Annotated in this window: 22 protein-coding genes; 21 read left to right on the top strand and 1 reads right to left on the bottom strand. The window is 40.9% G+C overall.

Annotated features, from left to right (window positions below):
* Positions 1–7: 7 nt before the first annotated feature.
* The 21 genes from kdsB to pyrF all read left to right on the top strand — a co-directional run bounded on the left by kdsB (position 8) and on the right by pyrF (position 15,297).
* Positions 8–769, top strand: a complete 762-nt coding sequence (gene kdsB, locus QTA56_RS03990) for a 3-deoxy-manno-octulosonate cytidylyltransferase (RefSeq protein WP_267980036.1) — start codon at positions 8–10, stop codon at positions 767–769.
* Positions 770–780: 11 nt separating this feature from the next.
* Positions 781–1,752, top strand: a complete 972-nt coding sequence (locus tag QTA56_RS03985; protein WP_267979643.1) for a DNA polymerase III delta subunit-related protein — start codon at positions 781–783, stop codon at positions 1,750–1,752.
* A gap of 211 nt (positions 1,753–1,963) precedes the next feature.
* On the top strand, positions 1,964–2,269 hold the full coding sequence (locus tag QTA56_RS03980; protein WP_267979642.1) for a hypothetical protein: 306 nt from the start codon (positions 1,964–1,966) through the stop codon (positions 2,267–2,269).
* Between the two features lie 233 nt (positions 2,270–2,502).
* Positions 2,503–2,940, top strand: coding sequence for a hypothetical protein (locus QTA56_RS03975; RefSeq protein ID WP_411956080.1), 438 nt, complete (start codon positions 2,503–2,505; stop codon positions 2,938–2,940).
* Between the two features lie 351 nt (positions 2,941–3,291).
* Positions 3,292–3,636 (top strand): PilZ domain-containing protein, encoded by a 345-nt coding sequence (locus tag QTA56_RS03970; RefSeq protein WP_004682232.1) that lies wholly within the window; start codon positions 3,292–3,294, stop codon positions 3,634–3,636.
* A 23-nt stretch (positions 3,637–3,659) separates the two neighbouring features.
* Positions 3,660–4,433 carry a TatD family hydrolase gene (locus QTA56_RS03965; RefSeq protein WP_267979640.1) on the top strand — a complete coding sequence of 258 codons (774 nt, stop codon included), beginning with the start codon at positions 3,660–3,662 and terminating at the stop codon, positions 4,431–4,433.
* 37 nt (positions 4,434–4,470) lie between these two features.
* A complete protein-coding gene (locus QTA56_RS03960) occupies positions 4,471–5,082 on the top strand; it encodes a TetR/AcrR family transcriptional regulator (protein ID WP_267980035.1) in 612 nt (203 codons plus the stop codon).
* Between the two features lie 12 nt (positions 5,083–5,094).
* A complete protein-coding gene (locus QTA56_RS03955) occupies positions 5,095–5,646 on the top strand; it encodes a pilus assembly FimT family protein (RefSeq protein ID WP_267979639.1) in 552 nt (183 codons plus the stop codon).
* Positions 5,633–6,022, top strand: coding sequence for a type II secretion system minor pseudopilin GspI (gspI, locus tag QTA56_RS03950; protein ID WP_267979638.1), 390 nt, complete (start codon positions 5,633–5,635; stop codon positions 6,020–6,022). The genes QTA56_RS03955 and gspI overlap by 14 nt, the downstream gene beginning before the upstream one ends.
* The gene (gspJ, locus tag QTA56_RS03945; protein WP_267979637.1) at positions 6,019–6,648 is read left to right on the top strand and encodes a type II secretion system minor pseudopilin GspJ; all 630 of its coding nucleotides are present in this window, start codon (positions 6,019–6,021) and stop codon (positions 6,646–6,648) included. Before gspI ends, gspJ begins: the two co-directional genes overlap by 4 nt.
* Positions 6,649–6,653: 5 nt before the next feature.
* Positions 6,654–7,628, top strand: a complete 975-nt coding sequence (gene gspK, locus QTA56_RS03940) for a type II secretion system minor pseudopilin GspK (protein ID WP_267979636.1) — start codon at positions 6,654–6,656, stop codon at positions 7,626–7,628.
* 131 nt (positions 7,629–7,759) lie between these two features.
* On the top strand, positions 7,760–8,356 hold the full coding sequence (locus QTA56_RS03935; RefSeq protein ID WP_267979635.1) for a 6-pyruvoyl trahydropterin synthase family protein: 597 nt from the start codon (positions 7,760–7,762) through the stop codon (positions 8,354–8,356).
* Positions 8,357–8,402: 46 nt separating this feature from the next.
* Positions 8,403–9,116: a uracil-DNA glycosylase gene (gene ung, locus QTA56_RS03930; RefSeq protein WP_267979634.1), complete on the top strand. Its 714-nt coding sequence runs from the start codon at positions 8,403–8,405 to the stop codon at positions 9,114–9,116.
* The gene (locus QTA56_RS03925; RefSeq protein ID WP_267980034.1) at positions 9,113–10,237 is read left to right on the top strand and encodes an enoyl-CoA hydratase/isomerase family protein; all 1,125 of its coding nucleotides are present in this window, start codon (positions 9,113–9,115) and stop codon (positions 10,235–10,237) included. The genes ung and QTA56_RS03925 overlap by 4 nt, the downstream gene beginning before the upstream one ends.
* A 6-nt stretch (positions 10,238–10,243) precedes the next feature.
* Complete coding sequence (tadA, locus tag QTA56_RS03920; RefSeq protein WP_267979633.1) at positions 10,244–10,756, top strand: tRNA adenosine(34) deaminase TadA; 513 nt, start codon at positions 10,244–10,246, stop codon at positions 10,754–10,756.
* A gap of 64 nt (positions 10,757–10,820) precedes the next feature.
* A complete protein-coding gene (locus QTA56_RS03915) occupies positions 10,821–11,261 on the top strand; it encodes an SRPBCC family protein (protein WP_004679478.1) in 441 nt (146 codons plus the stop codon).
* 9 nt (positions 11,262–11,270) lie between these two features.
* Positions 11,271–11,948 carry a (d)CMP kinase gene (cmk, locus tag QTA56_RS03910; protein WP_267979632.1) on the top strand — a complete coding sequence of 226 codons (678 nt, stop codon included), beginning with the start codon at positions 11,271–11,273 and terminating at the stop codon, positions 11,946–11,948.
* A 118-nt stretch (positions 11,949–12,066) separates the two neighbouring features.
* Positions 12,067–13,749 (top strand): 30S ribosomal protein S1, encoded by a 1,683-nt coding sequence (rpsA, locus tag QTA56_RS03905; RefSeq protein WP_267979631.1) that lies wholly within the window; start codon positions 12,067–12,069, stop codon positions 13,747–13,749.
* Positions 13,750–13,906: 157 nt separating this feature from the next.
* Positions 13,907–14,209 carry an integration host factor subunit beta gene (locus QTA56_RS03900; protein ID WP_004679473.1) on the top strand — a complete coding sequence of 101 codons (303 nt, stop codon included), beginning with the start codon at positions 13,907–13,909 and terminating at the stop codon, positions 14,207–14,209.
* Between the two features lie 14 nt (positions 14,210–14,223).
* On the top strand, positions 14,224–14,583 hold the full coding sequence (locus tag QTA56_RS03895) for a lipopolysaccharide assembly protein LapA domain-containing protein (RefSeq protein ID WP_267979630.1): 360 nt from the start codon (positions 14,224–14,226) through the stop codon (positions 14,581–14,583).
* A gap of 33 nt (positions 14,584–14,616) precedes the next feature.
* Positions 14,617–15,297 (top strand): orotidine-5'-phosphate decarboxylase, encoded by a 681-nt coding sequence (gene pyrF / locus QTA56_RS03890; RefSeq protein WP_267979629.1) that lies wholly within the window; start codon positions 14,617–14,619, stop codon positions 15,295–15,297.
* A 74-nt stretch (positions 15,298–15,371) separates the two neighbouring features.
* Here the strand turns inward: pyrF and QTA56_RS03885 are convergent, their stop codons facing one another.
* Positions 15,372–16,289 (bottom strand): LysO family transporter, encoded by a 918-nt coding sequence (locus QTA56_RS03885; RefSeq protein WP_267979628.1) that lies wholly within the window; start codon positions 16,287–16,289, stop codon positions 15,372–15,374.
* Positions 16,290–16,307 lie beyond the last annotated feature (18 nt).

Below are 16,307 nucleotides of genomic sequence, written 5' to 3'. Positions count from 1 at the left end.
GGCAACTATGAAACACATCGTTATTCCTGCGCGTTTTGCCAGTTCTCGTTTACCAGGCAAGCCTTTATTGCTTATTCATGGTCGCCCAATGATTTTGCGTGTAGTTGATCAAGCCAAAAAAGTACAGGGCTTTGATGATTTGTGTGTCGCAACGGATGACGAACGTATTGCCGAAGTGTGTCGATCTGAGGGGGTTGATGTGGTGTTGACCAGTGCTGATCATCCATCAGGTACAGATCGTTTAAGTGAGGTTGCCCGTCTAAAAGGCTGGTCTGCCGATGACATTATTGTCAATGTTCAGGGTGATGAGCCTTTGCTTCCAGCACAGTTGGTACAGCAGGTAACGCAACTTCTGGTTGAGCAACCACAATGTTCAATGTCTACTTTATGTGAGCCTATTCATCAGTTAGATGAGTTTCAACGTGACAGCATTGTGAAAGTGGTGATGAGCAATCGCAATGAAGCATTGTATTTTAGTCGTGCCACCATTCCGTATGATCGTGATGGGGCAAAACAGTCACAACCCACCTTGCATGATCAGGCATTCCGCCATCTGGGTTTATATGCTTACCGTGTCAAATTACTACAAGAATATGTCACTTGGGAACAGGGAAATCTGGAAAAACTGGAAAGCCTAGAGCAATTGCGTGTATTGGAAAACGGCCACCGTATTGCCATTGCTGTTGCAGAAGCGAATTTACCTCCAGGTGTTGATACCCAAGCGGATTTAGACCGTTTAAATGCGATGTCTGTTAGTTTATTTGAATAGTATTGAGTGATATGCAACAAACCATGATTTATCCCTGGCATGAGCAAACATGGTCTTTGCTCACCACGCGCTTTCCTGAGCTTGGTCATGGTTTACTGTTTTATGGTAAACAAGGCTGTGCCAAGCAGGAGTTTGCCGAACGGTTTGTTGCATGGGTACTTTGTCTGAATAAACAGGCTGAGGCGGCATGTGGTGAGTGTTCAAGCTGCCAATGGCTGAAATCTGACACCCATCCCAATTATGTGCATATCACCACAGACGAAGACAATAAAAAGCAAAATGCAAAAATAAAGATTGAAAAAATCCGTGACTTATTGCCTTTCGTGCAGCAGACAGGCGAAGGCTGGCGTGTGGTGATGATTGAGCCAGCAGAAGCACTCAATATTGCCTCTTCCAATGCATTGCTCAAGACTTTGGAGGAACCAGGTGAGCGTGTAGTGCTGATTTTAGTTGCCGATCATTACTTAAAACTACCCGCAACCATCCGCAGTCGGCTACAGCATTTCGCCTTGGATCGTCTAACCCCTCAAGAGTCACAGACTTTTGTGCGACAGCAAATTCCAGATTTAACATCTGAGCAAACTTCACTGTTGTTGAATCTTGGCAATGATATGCCGTTAAAGGCAATCGAGATTCAACAGAGTCACTGGCTAGAGAAACGGGCTACATTTTTAAACGATTGGCTGAAGCTGGTATCTGAAAAGAATATGCCTTTGCACTACGCAAACAAGTGGTCTAAGGAATTAAATTTTTCAGAATTTCTGATGATGTTTGAATATCTATTAGCTGATGTCATTGCTTTAAAATTAAATCAGTCAATCAAGAATGACGATCTGAATTTTCAAGAAATTATTCAATGCTATGACTTGGAATGCCTGTTTTCAATTTATTCAGATCTACAGCAGAAGAAATTGATGGTGGAGCAGAATGTTCAGACGCAATTGGTGCTTGATGAACTGTTTATACAATTAATGAATGCTTAAGTTTTGTTGCTATTGTCATATATTGTAGCTTCATATCAAAATGACGTCTATCACAAGCATTTGTGAAAGGTTAAGAAATCGGCTTAATTAAATTACTTTAAGGTGTTTCTGTAACATTTGTATCTAAATTGTTTTGTAGTCTTTCATCTGTATAAAAAAAATATAAAATGTGAGGTACTTCACAATAATATTAAAAATAAGGAATATAGTGATGAAAATAAAATCTATAGCACTCGGGTTATCACTGGTCATCATGCCAACTCTTGCAATGGCAGAGCCAAAGTTTGTATCAGATATTAATGGTTCTTCTTTTGTAATCAATGCCTCTAATGCTGGTTCGCAGGCTTATGAGTGTATATACACTTATTCATTTAATCACCCTCAAAATTCTATACCAAATCAGGTGAGTGGAAAATTTTATATTGAAGCTGGAGTAAACAATATTGCAGTTATTTCTCGCAATACTGATCAAATGATTAGCAAATTAAACTTTGATTATAAATGTACGGAAAAATAAAAATCTTATCTCAACAGCAAGCCGCCTTTATGGCGGTTTTTTTACGTTTTGAGAGTCACAGTGAAAGATTAATCAATGAGTGTTAAAATTTCACATTTATAACGTAATATGTTATTTTTTCACATACAGATAATTATCTAGTTCGACAGAGGAACTTCGAAATGTATGTAAAAACAAGTATTGCTGGCTTAGGAATTGTATTGTTAACTGGTTGTCAGGTTATGGACTCTGCTATGTCTGCAACAGATGGCATATTAAATAAAACAGGGGATATTCTTAGTGGAGACTTTCGTGGCCTTGCTCCTGCAAAGAAAGCAACATTGTCTGAAATCTGGAAAGACTGGCAACAGAATGAAATCACTGCAAAACGCAAGTGGGATTCTCAACGTTTAGAGGTGCTAGGAATTGTGACCCGTATTACCAAAACGGGTGATGTGGTGTTTCAAAATCAGATTGCCGTGATCTTTAAAGATCCTGTCAATAGTAAATGTAAAGGCCAGGGACTGACGCGAGATGACCTTAAGGTCAATACCGATAAAATCAGTAGCCTGAAAGTGGGTGATCGGATTACAGTGACAGGCGTATTGGGAACTACGGAATCAAAATGGTCTGAACAGGGTGAATGTTGGTTCTCATTTGATAAAGTGGAGATTGTCAAAAATCCTAAGTGATAGATTTTTATAAAAATTTATAATTTAAAAAAGTAGGCAGGACTATTAAAGTCCTGTTTTATTTATTGGAGTATTTGCTCATATTATTTATGTAGATAAAAAATATAAAGAAAATTTCTTCTGTTTAAAGAATAAGCAAATTCCTTTGGTTTGAACGTTTTTATTAAACATTATTTGTTGTTTCCAGCAATGTTTCCTATAATCAAAAAGTAATGATGTAAATGCTTTAACTCATTACTTATCTTTTATCTGCTAAGTATGAGTTAGATTGATTTTTATAGACGGTTCAATTTGTTAGATTAATCAGCGTGATATAAAAGTGTTCGGTTTTTGTGTTAACAGGGGAATGTTATGCAACCACAAATGATGGGTGGAATTATACAGGTCAATATTCCTGATAAAGCAACGTTGCAATCAAGTTATATGCCTTTTGTGCAAGGCGGCGGTTTATTTGTTCCAACCAAGCAGGCGGTCAAGATGGGACAGGAGGTATTTGTTCTGGCAACCTTGCCAGATCAGGCACAGAAGATTCCATTGACGGGTAAAGTGATCTGGATTTCTTATAAACAAACACATTTTAAACCACAGGGTTTTGCAATCCAACTCATGGGTGAAAAAGGTGTGTATTATAAAAATGAGGCTGAAAAGTTGCTGGCAGGTTCAAAAGGCCTCGATCGCCCAAGTTACACCATGTAAGCATCATAAATAGGAAAAAAAGAGTGTTTGTTGATACGCATTGCCATTTAACCATGCTGGATTTAACGCCTTATCAAGGAGATCTGGATCAGGCACTTGCACAGGCCAGACTCGCGGGTGTGTCAAAATTTATGGGAATTTCAGTTGATCTGGATGACCATATTCAATTGTCACAGATCGCGTCCAGACATGCGGATGTTGGCTATACGGTTGGTGTTCATCCATGTGAGGATGAAAAGACCATGGCACGTGCAACAACAGATTATTTGGTGGAGCTTGCCCAATCTGAAAAAGTCTGGGCTTTGGGTGAAACTGGTCTGGATTACTATCACAGCACTGATTTTATTGCAGCGCAAAAGCAGTGTTTTGCACGGCATATTCAGGCCTCAAAGATTGTAAAGAAACCTGTGGTGGTGCATACACGTTCGGCTAAGCATGACACGGTTGATATTATAAAAGCGGAGCAGTCAACGCATGGAATTTTGCATTGTTTTACCGAAGACTGGGAAACTGCGAAAGCTGTTCTGGACTGTGGCTACTACATTTCATTCTCTGGCATTATCTCATTTAAAAATGCGCAGGATTTGCGAGATGTCGCCAAACAGGTTCCACTTGACCGTGTACTGATTGAAACAGATAGTCCTTATTTGGCACCTGTACCTTATCGTGGTAAAACCAACGAACCGAAATATGTGCCGTATGTAGCAAAAGCACTCAGTGATGTATATGATAAATCGGTCGAAGAGATTGGCATGATCACTGCCCAGAATTTTGAAAATCTTTTAAATTTGAAATAAACGGTTTTGTTGCACTAGGAAGAGTTATCACGTGAAAATGGATCGCCAAGCTCAGTTTAGAGCACGAGAAGTCTTGATTTTTCAGATTGCTGAACAACTCTTGTTGGAAAATGGTGAGGCAGGTATGACGCTTGATGCGCTGGCTGCTGAACTGGATCTTGCGAAAGGAACTTTATACAAGCATTTTCAGAGTAAAGATGAATTGTATATGTTGCTGATTATTCGTAACGAGAAAATGTTGCTGGAAATGATTCAGGATACTGAAAAGGCTTTTCCTGAACATTTGGCATTCTTTATGCTGCATCATCTCCATCATCCTGAACGTACCGCTTTATTTCACCAGATTGAGGAACGTCTTTCCACGACTGGGCAAGGGATTCAATTGCTATTCAGTGAATTGTATAAAATTCGCCGTCAACGCCTGCGGATCATCATCCGTATGACAGAAAGCTATCTGGTGGATATCCATAGCAGCATGACCACACGCGATTATTTGGCTTCCATCTGGTCTTTGACTTATGGCGCTGCGGTGATTCTCAACTCAAGTTTTTATCAGCGTTATCTAGGCTCTCGAGATACCTTGCGCGTTGCCTATATTGAGCAAGCTTTGGCTATGCCAAAACAACTTGAACAAGTGGCTGCTTCATAATTGGTCAAGCAAATGAGATCACCTCGTCGATTACAACAGGCATTCACCCTCATTGAGATTATGGTGGTGATTGTGATTATGACCATCATGGCATCCTTGGTGGTGTTAAATATTGGTGGTGTTGATCAGCGCCGTGCCATGCAAGCCAGAGAAATGTTTATTCTCGATTTAAAAAAAATCAATAAGGAAGCAACCGATCAAGCCAAGGTGCTGGCATTAAATACGCAAAATGCAACCGATGTTGCACCTTTTAGCTATAATTTATTTGAATATCATGATCAAAGCCTTGAGCAAATACAACAGGCTAATCGCACTTGGCAACCTTATCAGGAATTTAAACCACGCCAGTTACCTGATCAGGTTTCGTTTAGTATTCAAAGTTTAGATGGCGAGAATTATTCGCAAGCCAAGAATGAAGATTTATTAGGTGGTAAATCACCACAGTTGATCTGGTTTGGCAATGGCGAAGCCAAACCTGTTCGTATTCAGTTTTATTATGAACAGCAACCCATTGGCCATGAGCTGGAACTGGATCACCTGGGTAAAATAAATGAACAAGATTAAAGCCTTTACCTTACTTGAAGTGATGGTGGCACTTGCTATCTTTGCTGTGGCAGCGATTGCATTAACTAAAATTGCCATGCAATACACACAGTCAACCTCCAATGCGATTTTGCGGACCAAGGCACAATTTGTTGCCATGAATGAAGTGGCCATGATGGAAATGAATCAGGAATGGCTGGAGGGAACGCAGTCCAAACAAGTCACCTCACAGGGGGAAACCTGGCAGATTGACAAAAAGGCACAGGCAACCATTAGTCCCAATATTCAGCGGATAGAATTGCAGGTGAGCCTGTTTAATACGGAACAAGGTAAAGTTGAAGCAGGGGTCACCAACATGGTGTTTTTTAACTACCCAGCAAAAGCCAAAACATCATGAAATATAAACAAGCATTTACCTTGGTTGAATTGTTGGTTGCGATTGCCATTTTTGCGGTACTTTCAATGCTGGGCTGGAAAGTCTTTGATTATTTGTTAAAGGTCAAAGACCGTAATGCGGAACATGAAAGCTATCTGTTTGAACTACAGGACGCTTATCAGCAAATTTTGAGGGATAGCCTGCAAATCATTCCTTTAACTACCAATGATGGTAGACAGTTACAAGCGGCTTTGTTGTTAAATGATCGAAGTTTTATGTTTAGTAAGGCTGGTGTCTCAGATCCATTGAAGCAAGGTGTGTCGCCTTATGAACGTATCGAATATCGCTATGATTCTGCACAGAAGAAAGTCTATCGTTTAAAATATGCAAATCTCAATATTCCTAATCGGGTGCAACCTATTTCCAGTACGCTGTTAGAACGGGTGGACCAGTTTAAAATTACCGTTCTCAACCCACAAGAACTGACCCAATGGCCTGAAAATATCAGTGATCCAAACAATGTGACTGAATTAAAAAAACTACCTTTAGGGTTTAAGGTGCAGTTGACTGTTGCAGGCACAGATTATGAGTGGATTTATAGTCTACTGAATACCAATAAATTGTCAGAAAATAAAACAGGGCCATGATTGCTATGAAGAATGATTCATCTCAACGTGGTATCGCATTACTCACTATTTTAGTGATGGTGGCCTTAGCCACCATTCTGGCTGCAACCATTGCCAAACGACAGACCAATACCTCTGAAAATACAGGTTATATGATGCGTCAGGATCAATCCTTACTTTATGCCAAAAGTGCAGAGGCATTTTTCTCTGAATTGCTGATTCAGGACAGTGACAATGGCGGTAATATTGATCATCTACAGGAAAACTGGGCAAAACCAATGCCAGCCTTTCCTGTAGAAGATGGTTTTGTTTCAGGCCGCTTGCTGGATGAGTCTGGAAAATTCAATTTAAATAACTTGTTAAAAGCTGATGGCAGTGTGGATGACTCTGCAAGACGCTGGTTTGAAAAATTATTGCAACGCGTTGGGTTGCCTGCTGAATTGAGTCAGGCCGTAATTGACTGGCAAGATGCCGATGATGAAACTACGGGTGCGATGGGCGCGGAAAGTAATTATTATCAGGGTTTGGATCCATCCTATTTGGCTTCCAATACCAAGTTTCATCAGGTAGAGGAGTTAAAGCTGGTCAGAGGGTTCGAGGGAAAAAATTATGACCTCATTGCACCGTATGTCACCGCATTGCCAGAAGCCACAAAAATCAATATGAACACGGCGGCTCCCTTATTATTGGCAAGCATTGATCCCAAAATAGATGTGAAAACGCTAGAACAGGAATTAAAAGCCAAACAGGCAGAATTGACCTATTTCAATAGTGTTGAAGATTTGTGGAAACTGAATGCTTTTTCTGGAATAGAACCACAAAACAAGACCGATGCTGCGGCATGGTTAGACAGTAAATCAAATTATTTTACTGCTCAAATTGAAGTGGTTTTAAGTGAACGCAAACGACAGTTTACCAGTGCCATGATGCGCAAAGACAAACAGGTGACAGTCTATTCCAGAAGCCTTGCGCCATTTAATGCAGTGGTGCCAGCACCATAGAAATCGAGTGGATAAACCTAAAATGTATAAATTGGATGATTGAATGGTCACAGGGTTTAAAATCAATCACAATGCTTGGTTTTTTTGCTTTATAATAAAATCCGTTTTGCAAATAAAGATCAGCTTGGTGCATGTTAATTCGTAAATTATTTAAGTTTGAAAATGCTCATATTGTGCGTAACTGTACATCGGACCGTTGTAAGCGTTCGATTCATGGGCACAGCTATAAAGTTGAATTACTGTTAAAAGCCTCAAAGCTGGATCATGGGCAAATGGTGTATGATTTTGGGTTGTTAAAAGGTGTGATTAAGGAGCTTTTTGACAGTTTTGATCATGCCATTTGCTATTGGCAGAAAGATGACCCTGAATATATCGCCGCATGTCAAACATTTAGTGCACGCTGGATTGCCTTACCTGTTTCGCCATCTGCCGAGCAATTTTCACGAATTTTCTTTTATCTTGCGCAGCAGGTGCTTCACTCAACCACTACCCAAAATGGTGAGGGTGATGTAGAAGTCTATTCGGTGATTGTGCATGAAACGGATACAGGTTATGCACAAAGTTTCATAGAAGATATTGAAAACGAACAAATGGGTATTTTAAGTTTAGATCAGATTGTTTTTTCAGAACAGGTACAGACAGAATGGAGTGATCCTCAAATGTATGAGAATCTGAAAAAAGGAATAAGATTCCAGAATCCAAACGTAGAACTACAAGTCAATATTTGAGTGGTCTGTTACTTTACAACAAATGAATTTATTGCAGGGAATGTTGATGCAATTTACTGAACAACAGCAGGACAAGTTAAATAAAGTTCAGTTGGATGAGTCCTGGAAAACCTCATTATCCGAATTTCTACTGGGTCATAAAATGGACCATTTGCGTGAGTTTTTGCAGCAGGAAAAACTCGCCCAAAAAACCATTTATCCGCCCAGTAAAGAGATTTTTAGTGCACTGAATACCACACCTCTAAATGATGTAAAAGTCGTGATTTTGGGACAAGATCCTTACCATGGCCCAAATCAGGCAAATGGATTAAGTTTTTCTGTGCATAGAGGGGTTGCATTACCCCCATCTTTGCGTAATATTTTCCATGAGTTATATACTGATTTGGGTGTACCAGTTTCCCGTCATGGTGACCTGAGTAAATGGGCGGCACAAGGCGTACTGCTACTCAACAGCGTACTCACCGTCGCGGCAGGACAACCGACATCGCATCAGAAACAGGGATGGGAAGAGTTTACCGATGCTGTTATTGATGTGTTGAATGAACAGCGGGAGCATGTGGTCTTTATTTTGTGGGGTGCGTATGCCCAGCGAAAAGGACAACGTATTAATCGAAACAAGCACCTTGTATTAACTGCGGCACATCCATCCCCTTTGTCTGCAAACAGAGGTGGTTTTTTTGGCTGCAAAGTATTTTCAAAAACCAATCAATATTTGAAACAACATGGCATTGAGCCCATAGACTGGCAACTGGACGCATAATGACTTCTCCTGACCTAAATAGCTATCATCCTGACTTGGTTATTGAACAAGCAAAAAATGGCTGGCGTATTGTTCGCCTGAACCGTCCAAAATCCTTACATGCCCTAGATGAGTCTATTGTCAGTGCATTGTTGCAAGTTTTTGAATATTTTCACAGTGATGACAGTGTTACGGCGATTTGGTTTGATTCAACTACACCTAAAGCCTTTTGTGCAGGTGGAGATGTTCGTAAACTACGCCAGCTTGTGATCAATCAGGAAGTTGACACAGCCAACCTGTTCTTTACACAGGAATATGCGCTTGACTTGCTGTTGCATAATTATGCAAAACCGATTGTGGTCTGGGGTGAGGGCTATGTCATGGGCGGAGGTCTGGGCCTGTTTATGGCCGCACCATTCCGTTTGGTAACGCCTTACTCGCGTTTGGCCATGCCTGAGATCAATATCGGTTTATACCCAGATGTGGGTGGAAGCCGTTTCCTTGCAGACCGAGGGCCAATCGGTCTCTTTACGGGTTTAACGGGTTCAATCATGACAGCGGCTGGCGCGTATAGTGTGGGTTGGGCGACCCATATTTGTGAGGCTCAGCGTGATAACGTATTGCAAAAAATATTAAGTATAGACTGGAATGATTACCCAGCAGGTGCGTTCCGTGCCATTGATGATACTTTAAATAGTTTACATCGTCCTGTAGCGGCAGGTCCTCTACAAAACTCAATTGATGTGATCCATAGCGTTTGCCGTGGTCAGAAATTTGAAGATGACTATCAGGCAATTATTGGTCTGAGTGAGGCAAGCAGTGACTGGTTGCGTCAGGCAAGTGAAAATCTGCAAAAAGGTTCACCAAGCACAGCCGCAATTACTTGGTTGCTGTGGCAATGGGGCAAGCAGGGCCATGCTTGGGATGAGGTTTTTGCGCTTGAATCACAAATTTCTGACTGGAAAATTCGTCATCCCGATTTTGTCGAGGGGGTGCGTGCCCGTTTGGTCGATAAAGATTTGTCACCAGAATGGAAAGCAGCCGAAAAAATTACGTTACAAGATATTTTATCTGACTGCCCTCCAGTGACCACGATTGATAGCTGGAACGCATTGTTAAGACAATATGGTGTGATTGTTTAACCCTATATGAGTTCAACTGAAACGAATGATGAATACTGGATGCAGTTTGCCTATGAGCAAGCTGCCCTAGCTGCCTCACAGGATGAAATTCCAGTTGGGGCGGTAATTGTAAGCCAGGGTAAGGTGATTGGTTCGGGTTATAATGCGCCCATCACGCTTTCCGATCCAACTGCACATGCTGAAATCCAGGCACTTCGTTCTGCCTGCCAGGCCATAGATAATTACCGTTTGCCAGATGATGCCATACTTTATGTGACGCTTGAACCCTGTACCATGTGCGTGGGAGCTTTAATCCATGCGAGGATTCAACGCGTGGTGTTTGCAACCACTGAGCCTAAAGCGGGTTCTTTGGTCAGCGCAAGACAGTTACTTGAAAGTGGCTATTACAATCATAAATTCACATTCGAACAGGGCTGTATGCAGGCCCAATGCTCAACCCAGTTAAGTGCGTTTTTTAAGCGTAGACGTGAGGAAAAGAGAAAAATCCGTTCGTCAAAAACGTCCTTAAATGATTCATAATGCCCTTGTAGTTGTGGCAAACTAGGCCCTCCCATGATTTTGGTTAGATCAAAAAGGCGAAACTATGCGTAATGCAATCACCATACAAAAAGAATTCAATGCACCGATCTCTGATGTTTTTGATTTATTGTCAAAACATGCAACCTACAACAAGGCGTTTGCACCTTTACAGGTGGTGCGTGTAAAGGATTCTGCTGACCCTCAACGTCCTGATGGCATCGGTTCAATTCGTCGCATGGGTTTTGGCCCGATTAAGCCATTACAGGAAGAGATTACTTTGCTGGAAGAAAACAAGCGGATTGAATATAAGCTGATTAACAACCCATTAGTAAAACATCATTTGGGACAAATTGATTTTAGGGAAATTACCCCATACATCACTTTGGTGACCTATAAGATCGAATTTACCGCAAAAGCACCTTTTGTAAGTAAATTAGTTCTTGCACAACTCAAGGCAGCGATTACACTAGGTTTTTCAAAATTAGCAAAATCAGTTGCTTCATAAGAGACAGGAATGACAGTTCAAATTATTACGATTGATGGTCCAAGTGGATCTGGTAAGGGAACCTTGGCGGCGAAGATAGCTGCACATTATCATTTTAATTTGTTGGATTCTGGCGCGCTTTATCGTTTACTTGGGCTGTCATTGTTTCAAAAGGGCTTGTTGAACCAAATTGAAGCAAAGCTAGATCAATGTATTGATTATGCAACTCATTTGGATATTGAATTTAAATCAAGTGAGACCTCTACGCAGGTTTTGCTTGAGGGTGCAGATGTCACCAATACGATCCGTACCGAACAAGTGGGCGAGTATGCGTCCAAGGTTGCAACTGTTCCTGAACTGCGTAAGGCACTGTTCCAACGTCAACGTGCATTTATCCAGCATCCAGGACTGGTTGCCGATGGCCGTGACATGGCAACCTCCATTTTTCCTGAAGCGCAAGCCAAGCTATACCTTACAGCATCAGCTGAGTCCCGTGCTGAGCGACGTGTAAAACAGTTGCAGGGTATGGGGGTTGATGCTAAAATAAGCGACATTTTATCTAACATACAGGCTAGAGATAAAAGAGATATGGAGCGTGAAGTCGCTCCACTCAAGCCAGCGGAAGACGCCTATATCATTGATAGCTCTAAAATAGGCATTGATGAGGTCTTTAAGCTCATGGTTGATTATATCGATAGTCGTATATAAATAGATATTCAATGAATTTTCAGTTGAAGCATGGTCTGGTCAGATTTTTATGGCTATGTAACAACTTAACTAAACCGATCTTGTCTGATCCAAGACCGTTGAATTTTTTAGGTATATCATGACCGAATCTTTTGCAGCCCTCTTTGAAGAAAGCGAATCAACCCTTAATATTGACAAAGGTGCCGTAATTAAAGGTATCGTTGTTAGCATCGACTCTGACTGGGTAACTGTTGACACTGGCCTTAAATCTGAAGGCGTTGTTGACCGTGCTGAGTTTTTAAATGAACAACGTGAACTTGAAGTTCAGGTTGGTGACGAAGTTGATGTTGTTGTTGAAGCACTTGACAACGGTATGGGTCAAACAGTTTTATCACGTGAAAAAGCAAAACGTGCTGAAACTTGGACTAAACTTGAGAAAATCTTTGAAGATGGCGAAATCGTTACTGGTGTTATCTCTGGTAAGGTTAAAGGTGGTTTCACTGTTGACATCGGTCCTGTACGTGCATTCTTGCCAGGTTCTTTGGTTGACACTCGTCCAATTCGTGACACAACTCACCTTGAAGGTAAAGAGTTGGAGTTCAAGGTTATCAAGCTTGATGCTAAACGAAACAACGTTGTTGTTTCCCGTCGTGCCGTAATGGAAGCTGAATCTTCAGCTGACCGTGAAGCATTGCTTGCTCAGCTTGAAGAAGGTCAAACTGTTACTGGTACAATCAAGAACCTTACAGATTACGGTGCATTCGTTGATCTTGGTGGTATTGATGGTCTTCTCCATATCACAGATATGGCTTGGAAACGTATCAAGCATCCATCAGAAGTTGTTGAAGTTGGTCAGGAAGTTACTGTTAAAGTACTTAAATTTGACCGTGACCGTAACCGCGTATCGTTAGGCCTTAAACAATTAGGCGAAGATCCATGGTTGGCGATCATGAGCCGTTATCCTAAAGGTTCTATCGTTAAGGCGCGTGTTACTAACCTAACTGACTACGGTTGCTTTGCTGAAATCGCTGAAGGCGTTGAAGGTTTGGTACACGTTTCAGAAATGGACCACACCAACAAAAATATCCACCCGTCTAAAGTTGTTCAGATCGGTGATGAAGTTGATGTTATGGTTCTTGAAGTTGACGAAGAACGTCGTCGTATTTCATTGGGTATCAAACAAACTCGTGCTAACCCATGGGAAGAGTTTGCCAAGTCTCATGAGAAAGGCGAGAAAGTTTCTGGTACGATCAAGTCAATCACTGACTTCGGTATCTTCATCGGTTTATCTGGCGGTATTGACGGTCTAGTACACTTGTCTGATATTTCTTGGAACGAGCAGGGCGAAGAAGCAATCCGTCGTTACAAGAAAGGTGACACAGTTGAAGCAGTTATTTTGTCTGTAGATGCTGAAGGAAACCGTATCAGCCTTGGTATCAAGCAATTAAACAGCGACCCATTCAATGACTTCTTGGCTGCGAATGAGCGCGGTGCCTTGGTTAAAGGTACTGTAACTGCTGTTGATGCGAAAGGTGCTACAGTTAAATTGGCTGATGACATCGAAGCAACACTTAAAGCTTCTGAAATCAATCGTGACCGTGTTGAAGATGCAACCAAGTTCCTAGAAGTTGGTCAGGAAGTTGAAGCGAAGATCATCAACGTTGATCGCAAGTCTCGTTCAATCAACTTGTCTATCAAGGCGAAAGACGAAGCTGAAGAGAAAGAAGCTGTAAACAATGCTCGTCAAGCTGCTGCTGCACAAGTTGCTGACAGCAATGGTCCTAAGACTATTGGTGACTTAATTAAAGCTCAAATGAAGTAATTTGTTAAAAAGTACGTTTCTTGTAACAGAGAAGTACTTTTTTATACAAAAATACTGTAAACGGTAGCGTAGTATTGATGTACTGCGCTACCGTTTTGTATTTAAACAGGTTATTATTAAAAACATTGAAAAGTAGCAATAATTAAAGAGGTCATCGATGACTACTGAAGCACTTAATAAATCTGATTTGATTGAACGGATTGCACTTAAAAACCCACACTTGGCTGAGCCTTTAGTTGAAGATGCAGTTAAGATCATGATTGACCAAATGATTGAAGCGCTTTCAAATGGTGATCGTATCGAAATTCGTGGTTTTGGCAGTTTTGCATTGCATCATCGTGAACCACGTTTAGGACGTAACCCTAAAACAGGTAAGGCTGTTGATGTTGCGGCGAAAGCGGTTCCTCACTTTAAACCAGGTAAAGCACTTCGTGATGCGGTAAACGAATCTGCTGAATAATATTCGAGGTGTTTATGCGTTATATTTTAATCGCATTACTTATTGCTATATTTGGTTATTCGCTTGCCCTGGTTTTGCAGAACCCAGCAGAGCTGGAGGTAAACTTATTGTTTACCCAAGTACCTGCGATGCGTTTAGGTCTATTGCTTCTATTAACATTGGCATTAGGCATTATTGTTGGTCTACTTCTTGGTGTTCAGGTATTTAGGGTTTTCCAAACCAATTGGGAAATTAAACGTTTACGTAAAGACATTGATCATTTGCGGAAAGAACAAATTCAGGTGGCTCAACAAGCTGCTGCTCAGGCTGCTGCAAGTACAAGACATGAAAAAACTGTGCTGGATATTCACACAGAAAATAAAAGCCCATTATAATATGGGCTTTATTTTTATTGGGAAGAAAAGCTCTTGAGTATCATTGTTGCCTTGGATGCAAAAAGCGAATACGACGCTCTGACAATTGTGGAACAGCTTGATCCTACTCTATGTCGCGTCAAGGTCGGCAAGGAGCTTTTTACTCATGAGGGACCATCTGTTGTTAAAAACTTACAGAACAAGGGTTTTGAGGTTTTTTTAGATTTAAAATTCCATGATATTCCGAATACCACCGCCCAGGCGGTTTGTGCGGCGGCTGATCTAGGGGTGTGGATGGTCAATGTGCATGCATCTGGTGGTCGCAAGATGATGGAAACCTGTGTTGAGCGTTTGCAAGCAGGAAATTATCAAACACAATTGATTGCAGTTACTGTATTAACGTCAATGGGACGTGAAGACCTGCTTGATATTGGCCTGGATATTGAACCTGTAGAGCAAGTAAAACGCTTGGCTAAGCTCACTCAAGAGAGTGGCCTGGATGGTGTGGTATGTTCGGCACAGGAAGCAAAAATTCTTCGTGAAATGTTAGGGGTAGATTTTGCATTGGTCACACCAGGTATTCGTCCTGAAGGTTCTAATGCGGATGATCAAAAACGTATTGTGACACCTAAACAGGCAATGCTGGACGGTTCAACCCATTTGGTCATTGGGCGCCCAATTACCAAAGCAGAAAATCCAACTGGAATGTTAAAGTCTATATTGGCTTCGATTTAAATCAATAGATCTTCTTGTAAAGGCGAACTTGTGTTCGCCTTTTATATTGATTTGATCAATTCAACTGATGTTCATTAAAATTTCAGATTTAAAAACAGAGTTATCAATAGTGGTGCGAGTAGCGAAAGAATTAAGCCACTCATCATTGCATGGGGTACATAATACGTACCACATGATTGTTTGACCATTGCTAAGGTGACATCCATTGAAGTTGCGCCAGCACTTGAAATTGCTGAACGGGGAAAACGCCAGCCTAGGCAATACATTAATAGAATCGCAAAAATTTCTCTCAATAAATCGGTGAGCAGGGCAATCCCACCAAATTTGGCAGAGTGTAATTCGGTAAATAAAATACCTGACATGGAATACCAGCCATAGCCTTGTGCCAACGCCATGACCTCATTCAATTTATAGTGATCTGATAATAGAAAATAGTTTAAAACTGAGGCTAAACACGAACCCATAAATGCTGCAATGGGTACAAGTAAAATTTTCCAGCTCAGCCAACTCCGATCAAATTGGGTAAATGCCAGTTCAATACCAATCAAAAAGATAAAGATCAGTAGTAAATACCAACTGTTAAATGCAATATCTACATTTGATAAATTTACGATGGTTCCAAGCAGGATACCTACACCTAGAGCCAAAAAAGCTTTGGCTATATTTGTTAAGGCATTTATAAAAAGATGAAAGGAAATTTTGCCTTGTATACTTTGACGATCAACCAGTTTAAAGGTCAGCAAACAAATAGAGAATGAGCCAATCGAAGTAGTAAATGCAATTAATAGGGCTGGTGGCAAAATGGTTGCTGGGTTTTGGATATGGTTTAAAGCCTGAGTGAGTTCAAATGCGACTGCGATCAATAAAATATAGGAAAAATAGGGAAGAATTTTAAATACAAATTTCTTGGTGGCTTGTGAAAGATGAGGAGCGATAAAATAGCCTAAGCTAATTGCAATAAAAATTTGGAAGATCAGTGTAAAAGATTGCATAAAAAAAGCAGGTTAAGA

This window comes from Acinetobacter thutiue (assembly GCF_030385805.1).
Classification (GTDB): Bacteria; Pseudomonadota; Gammaproteobacteria; order Pseudomonadales; family Moraxellaceae; genus Acinetobacter; species Acinetobacter corruptisaponis.
The sequence above is the reverse complement of the archived record's forward strand: the minus strand, read 5'-3'. Positions and strand labels throughout refer to the sequence as shown.

Coding starts and splice junctions, on each gene's coding strand:
- QTA56_RS03915 (WP_004679478.1), top strand. CDS start 10,821: ATGCGTAATGCAATCACCATACAAAAAGAATTCAATGCACCGATCTCT.
- kdsB (WP_267980036.1), top strand. CDS start 8: ATGAAACACATCGTTATTCCTGCGCGTTTTGCCAGTTCTCGTTTACCA.
- QTA56_RS03980 (WP_267979642.1), top strand. CDS start 1,964: ATGAAAATAAAATCTATAGCACTCGGGTTATCACTGGTCATCATGCCA.
- QTA56_RS03975 (WP_411956080.1), top strand. CDS start 2,503: ATGTCTGCAACAGATGGCATATTAAATAAAACAGGGGATATTCTTAGT.
- tadA (WP_267979633.1), top strand. CDS start 10,244: ATGAGTTCAACTGAAACGAATGATGAATACTGGATGCAGTTTGCCTAT.
- QTA56_RS03970 (WP_004682232.1), top strand. CDS start 3,292: ATGCAACCACAAATGATGGGTGGAATTATACAGGTCAATATTCCTGAT.
- gspI (WP_267979638.1), top strand. CDS start 5,633: ATGAACAAGATTAAAGCCTTTACCTTACTTGAAGTGATGGTGGCACTT.
- ung (WP_267979634.1), top strand. CDS start 8,403: ATGCAATTTACTGAACAACAGCAGGACAAGTTAAATAAAGTTCAGTTG.
- QTA56_RS03955 (WP_267979639.1), top strand. CDS start 5,095: ATGAGATCACCTCGTCGATTACAACAGGCATTCACCCTCATTGAGATT.
- QTA56_RS03900 (WP_004679473.1), top strand. CDS start 13,907: ATGACTACTGAAGCACTTAATAAATCTGATTTGATTGAACGGATTGCA.
- QTA56_RS03985 (WP_267979643.1), top strand. CDS start 781: ATGCAACAAACCATGATTTATCCCTGGCATGAGCAAACATGGTCTTTG.
- QTA56_RS03960 (WP_267980035.1), top strand. CDS start 4,471: ATGGATCGCCAAGCTCAGTTTAGAGCACGAGAAGTCTTGATTTTTCAG.
- cmk (WP_267979632.1), top strand. CDS start 11,271: ATGACAGTTCAAATTATTACGATTGATGGTCCAAGTGGATCTGGTAAG.
- gspK (WP_267979636.1), top strand. CDS start 6,654: ATGAAGAATGATTCATCTCAACGTGGTATCGCATTACTCACTATTTTA.
- QTA56_RS03895 (WP_267979630.1), top strand. CDS start 14,224: ATGCGTTATATTTTAATCGCATTACTTATTGCTATATTTGGTTATTCG.
- gspJ (WP_267979637.1), top strand. CDS start 6,019: ATGAAATATAAACAAGCATTTACCTTGGTTGAATTGTTGGTTGCGATT.
- rpsA (WP_267979631.1), top strand. CDS start 12,067: ATGACCGAATCTTTTGCAGCCCTCTTTGAAGAAAGCGAATCAACCCTT.
- QTA56_RS03885 (WP_267979628.1), bottom strand. CDS start 16,289: ATGCAATCTTTTACACTGATCTTCCAAATTTTTATTGCAATTAGCTTA.
- QTA56_RS03935 (WP_267979635.1), top strand. CDS start 7,760: ATGTTAATTCGTAAATTATTTAAGTTTGAAAATGCTCATATTGTGCGT.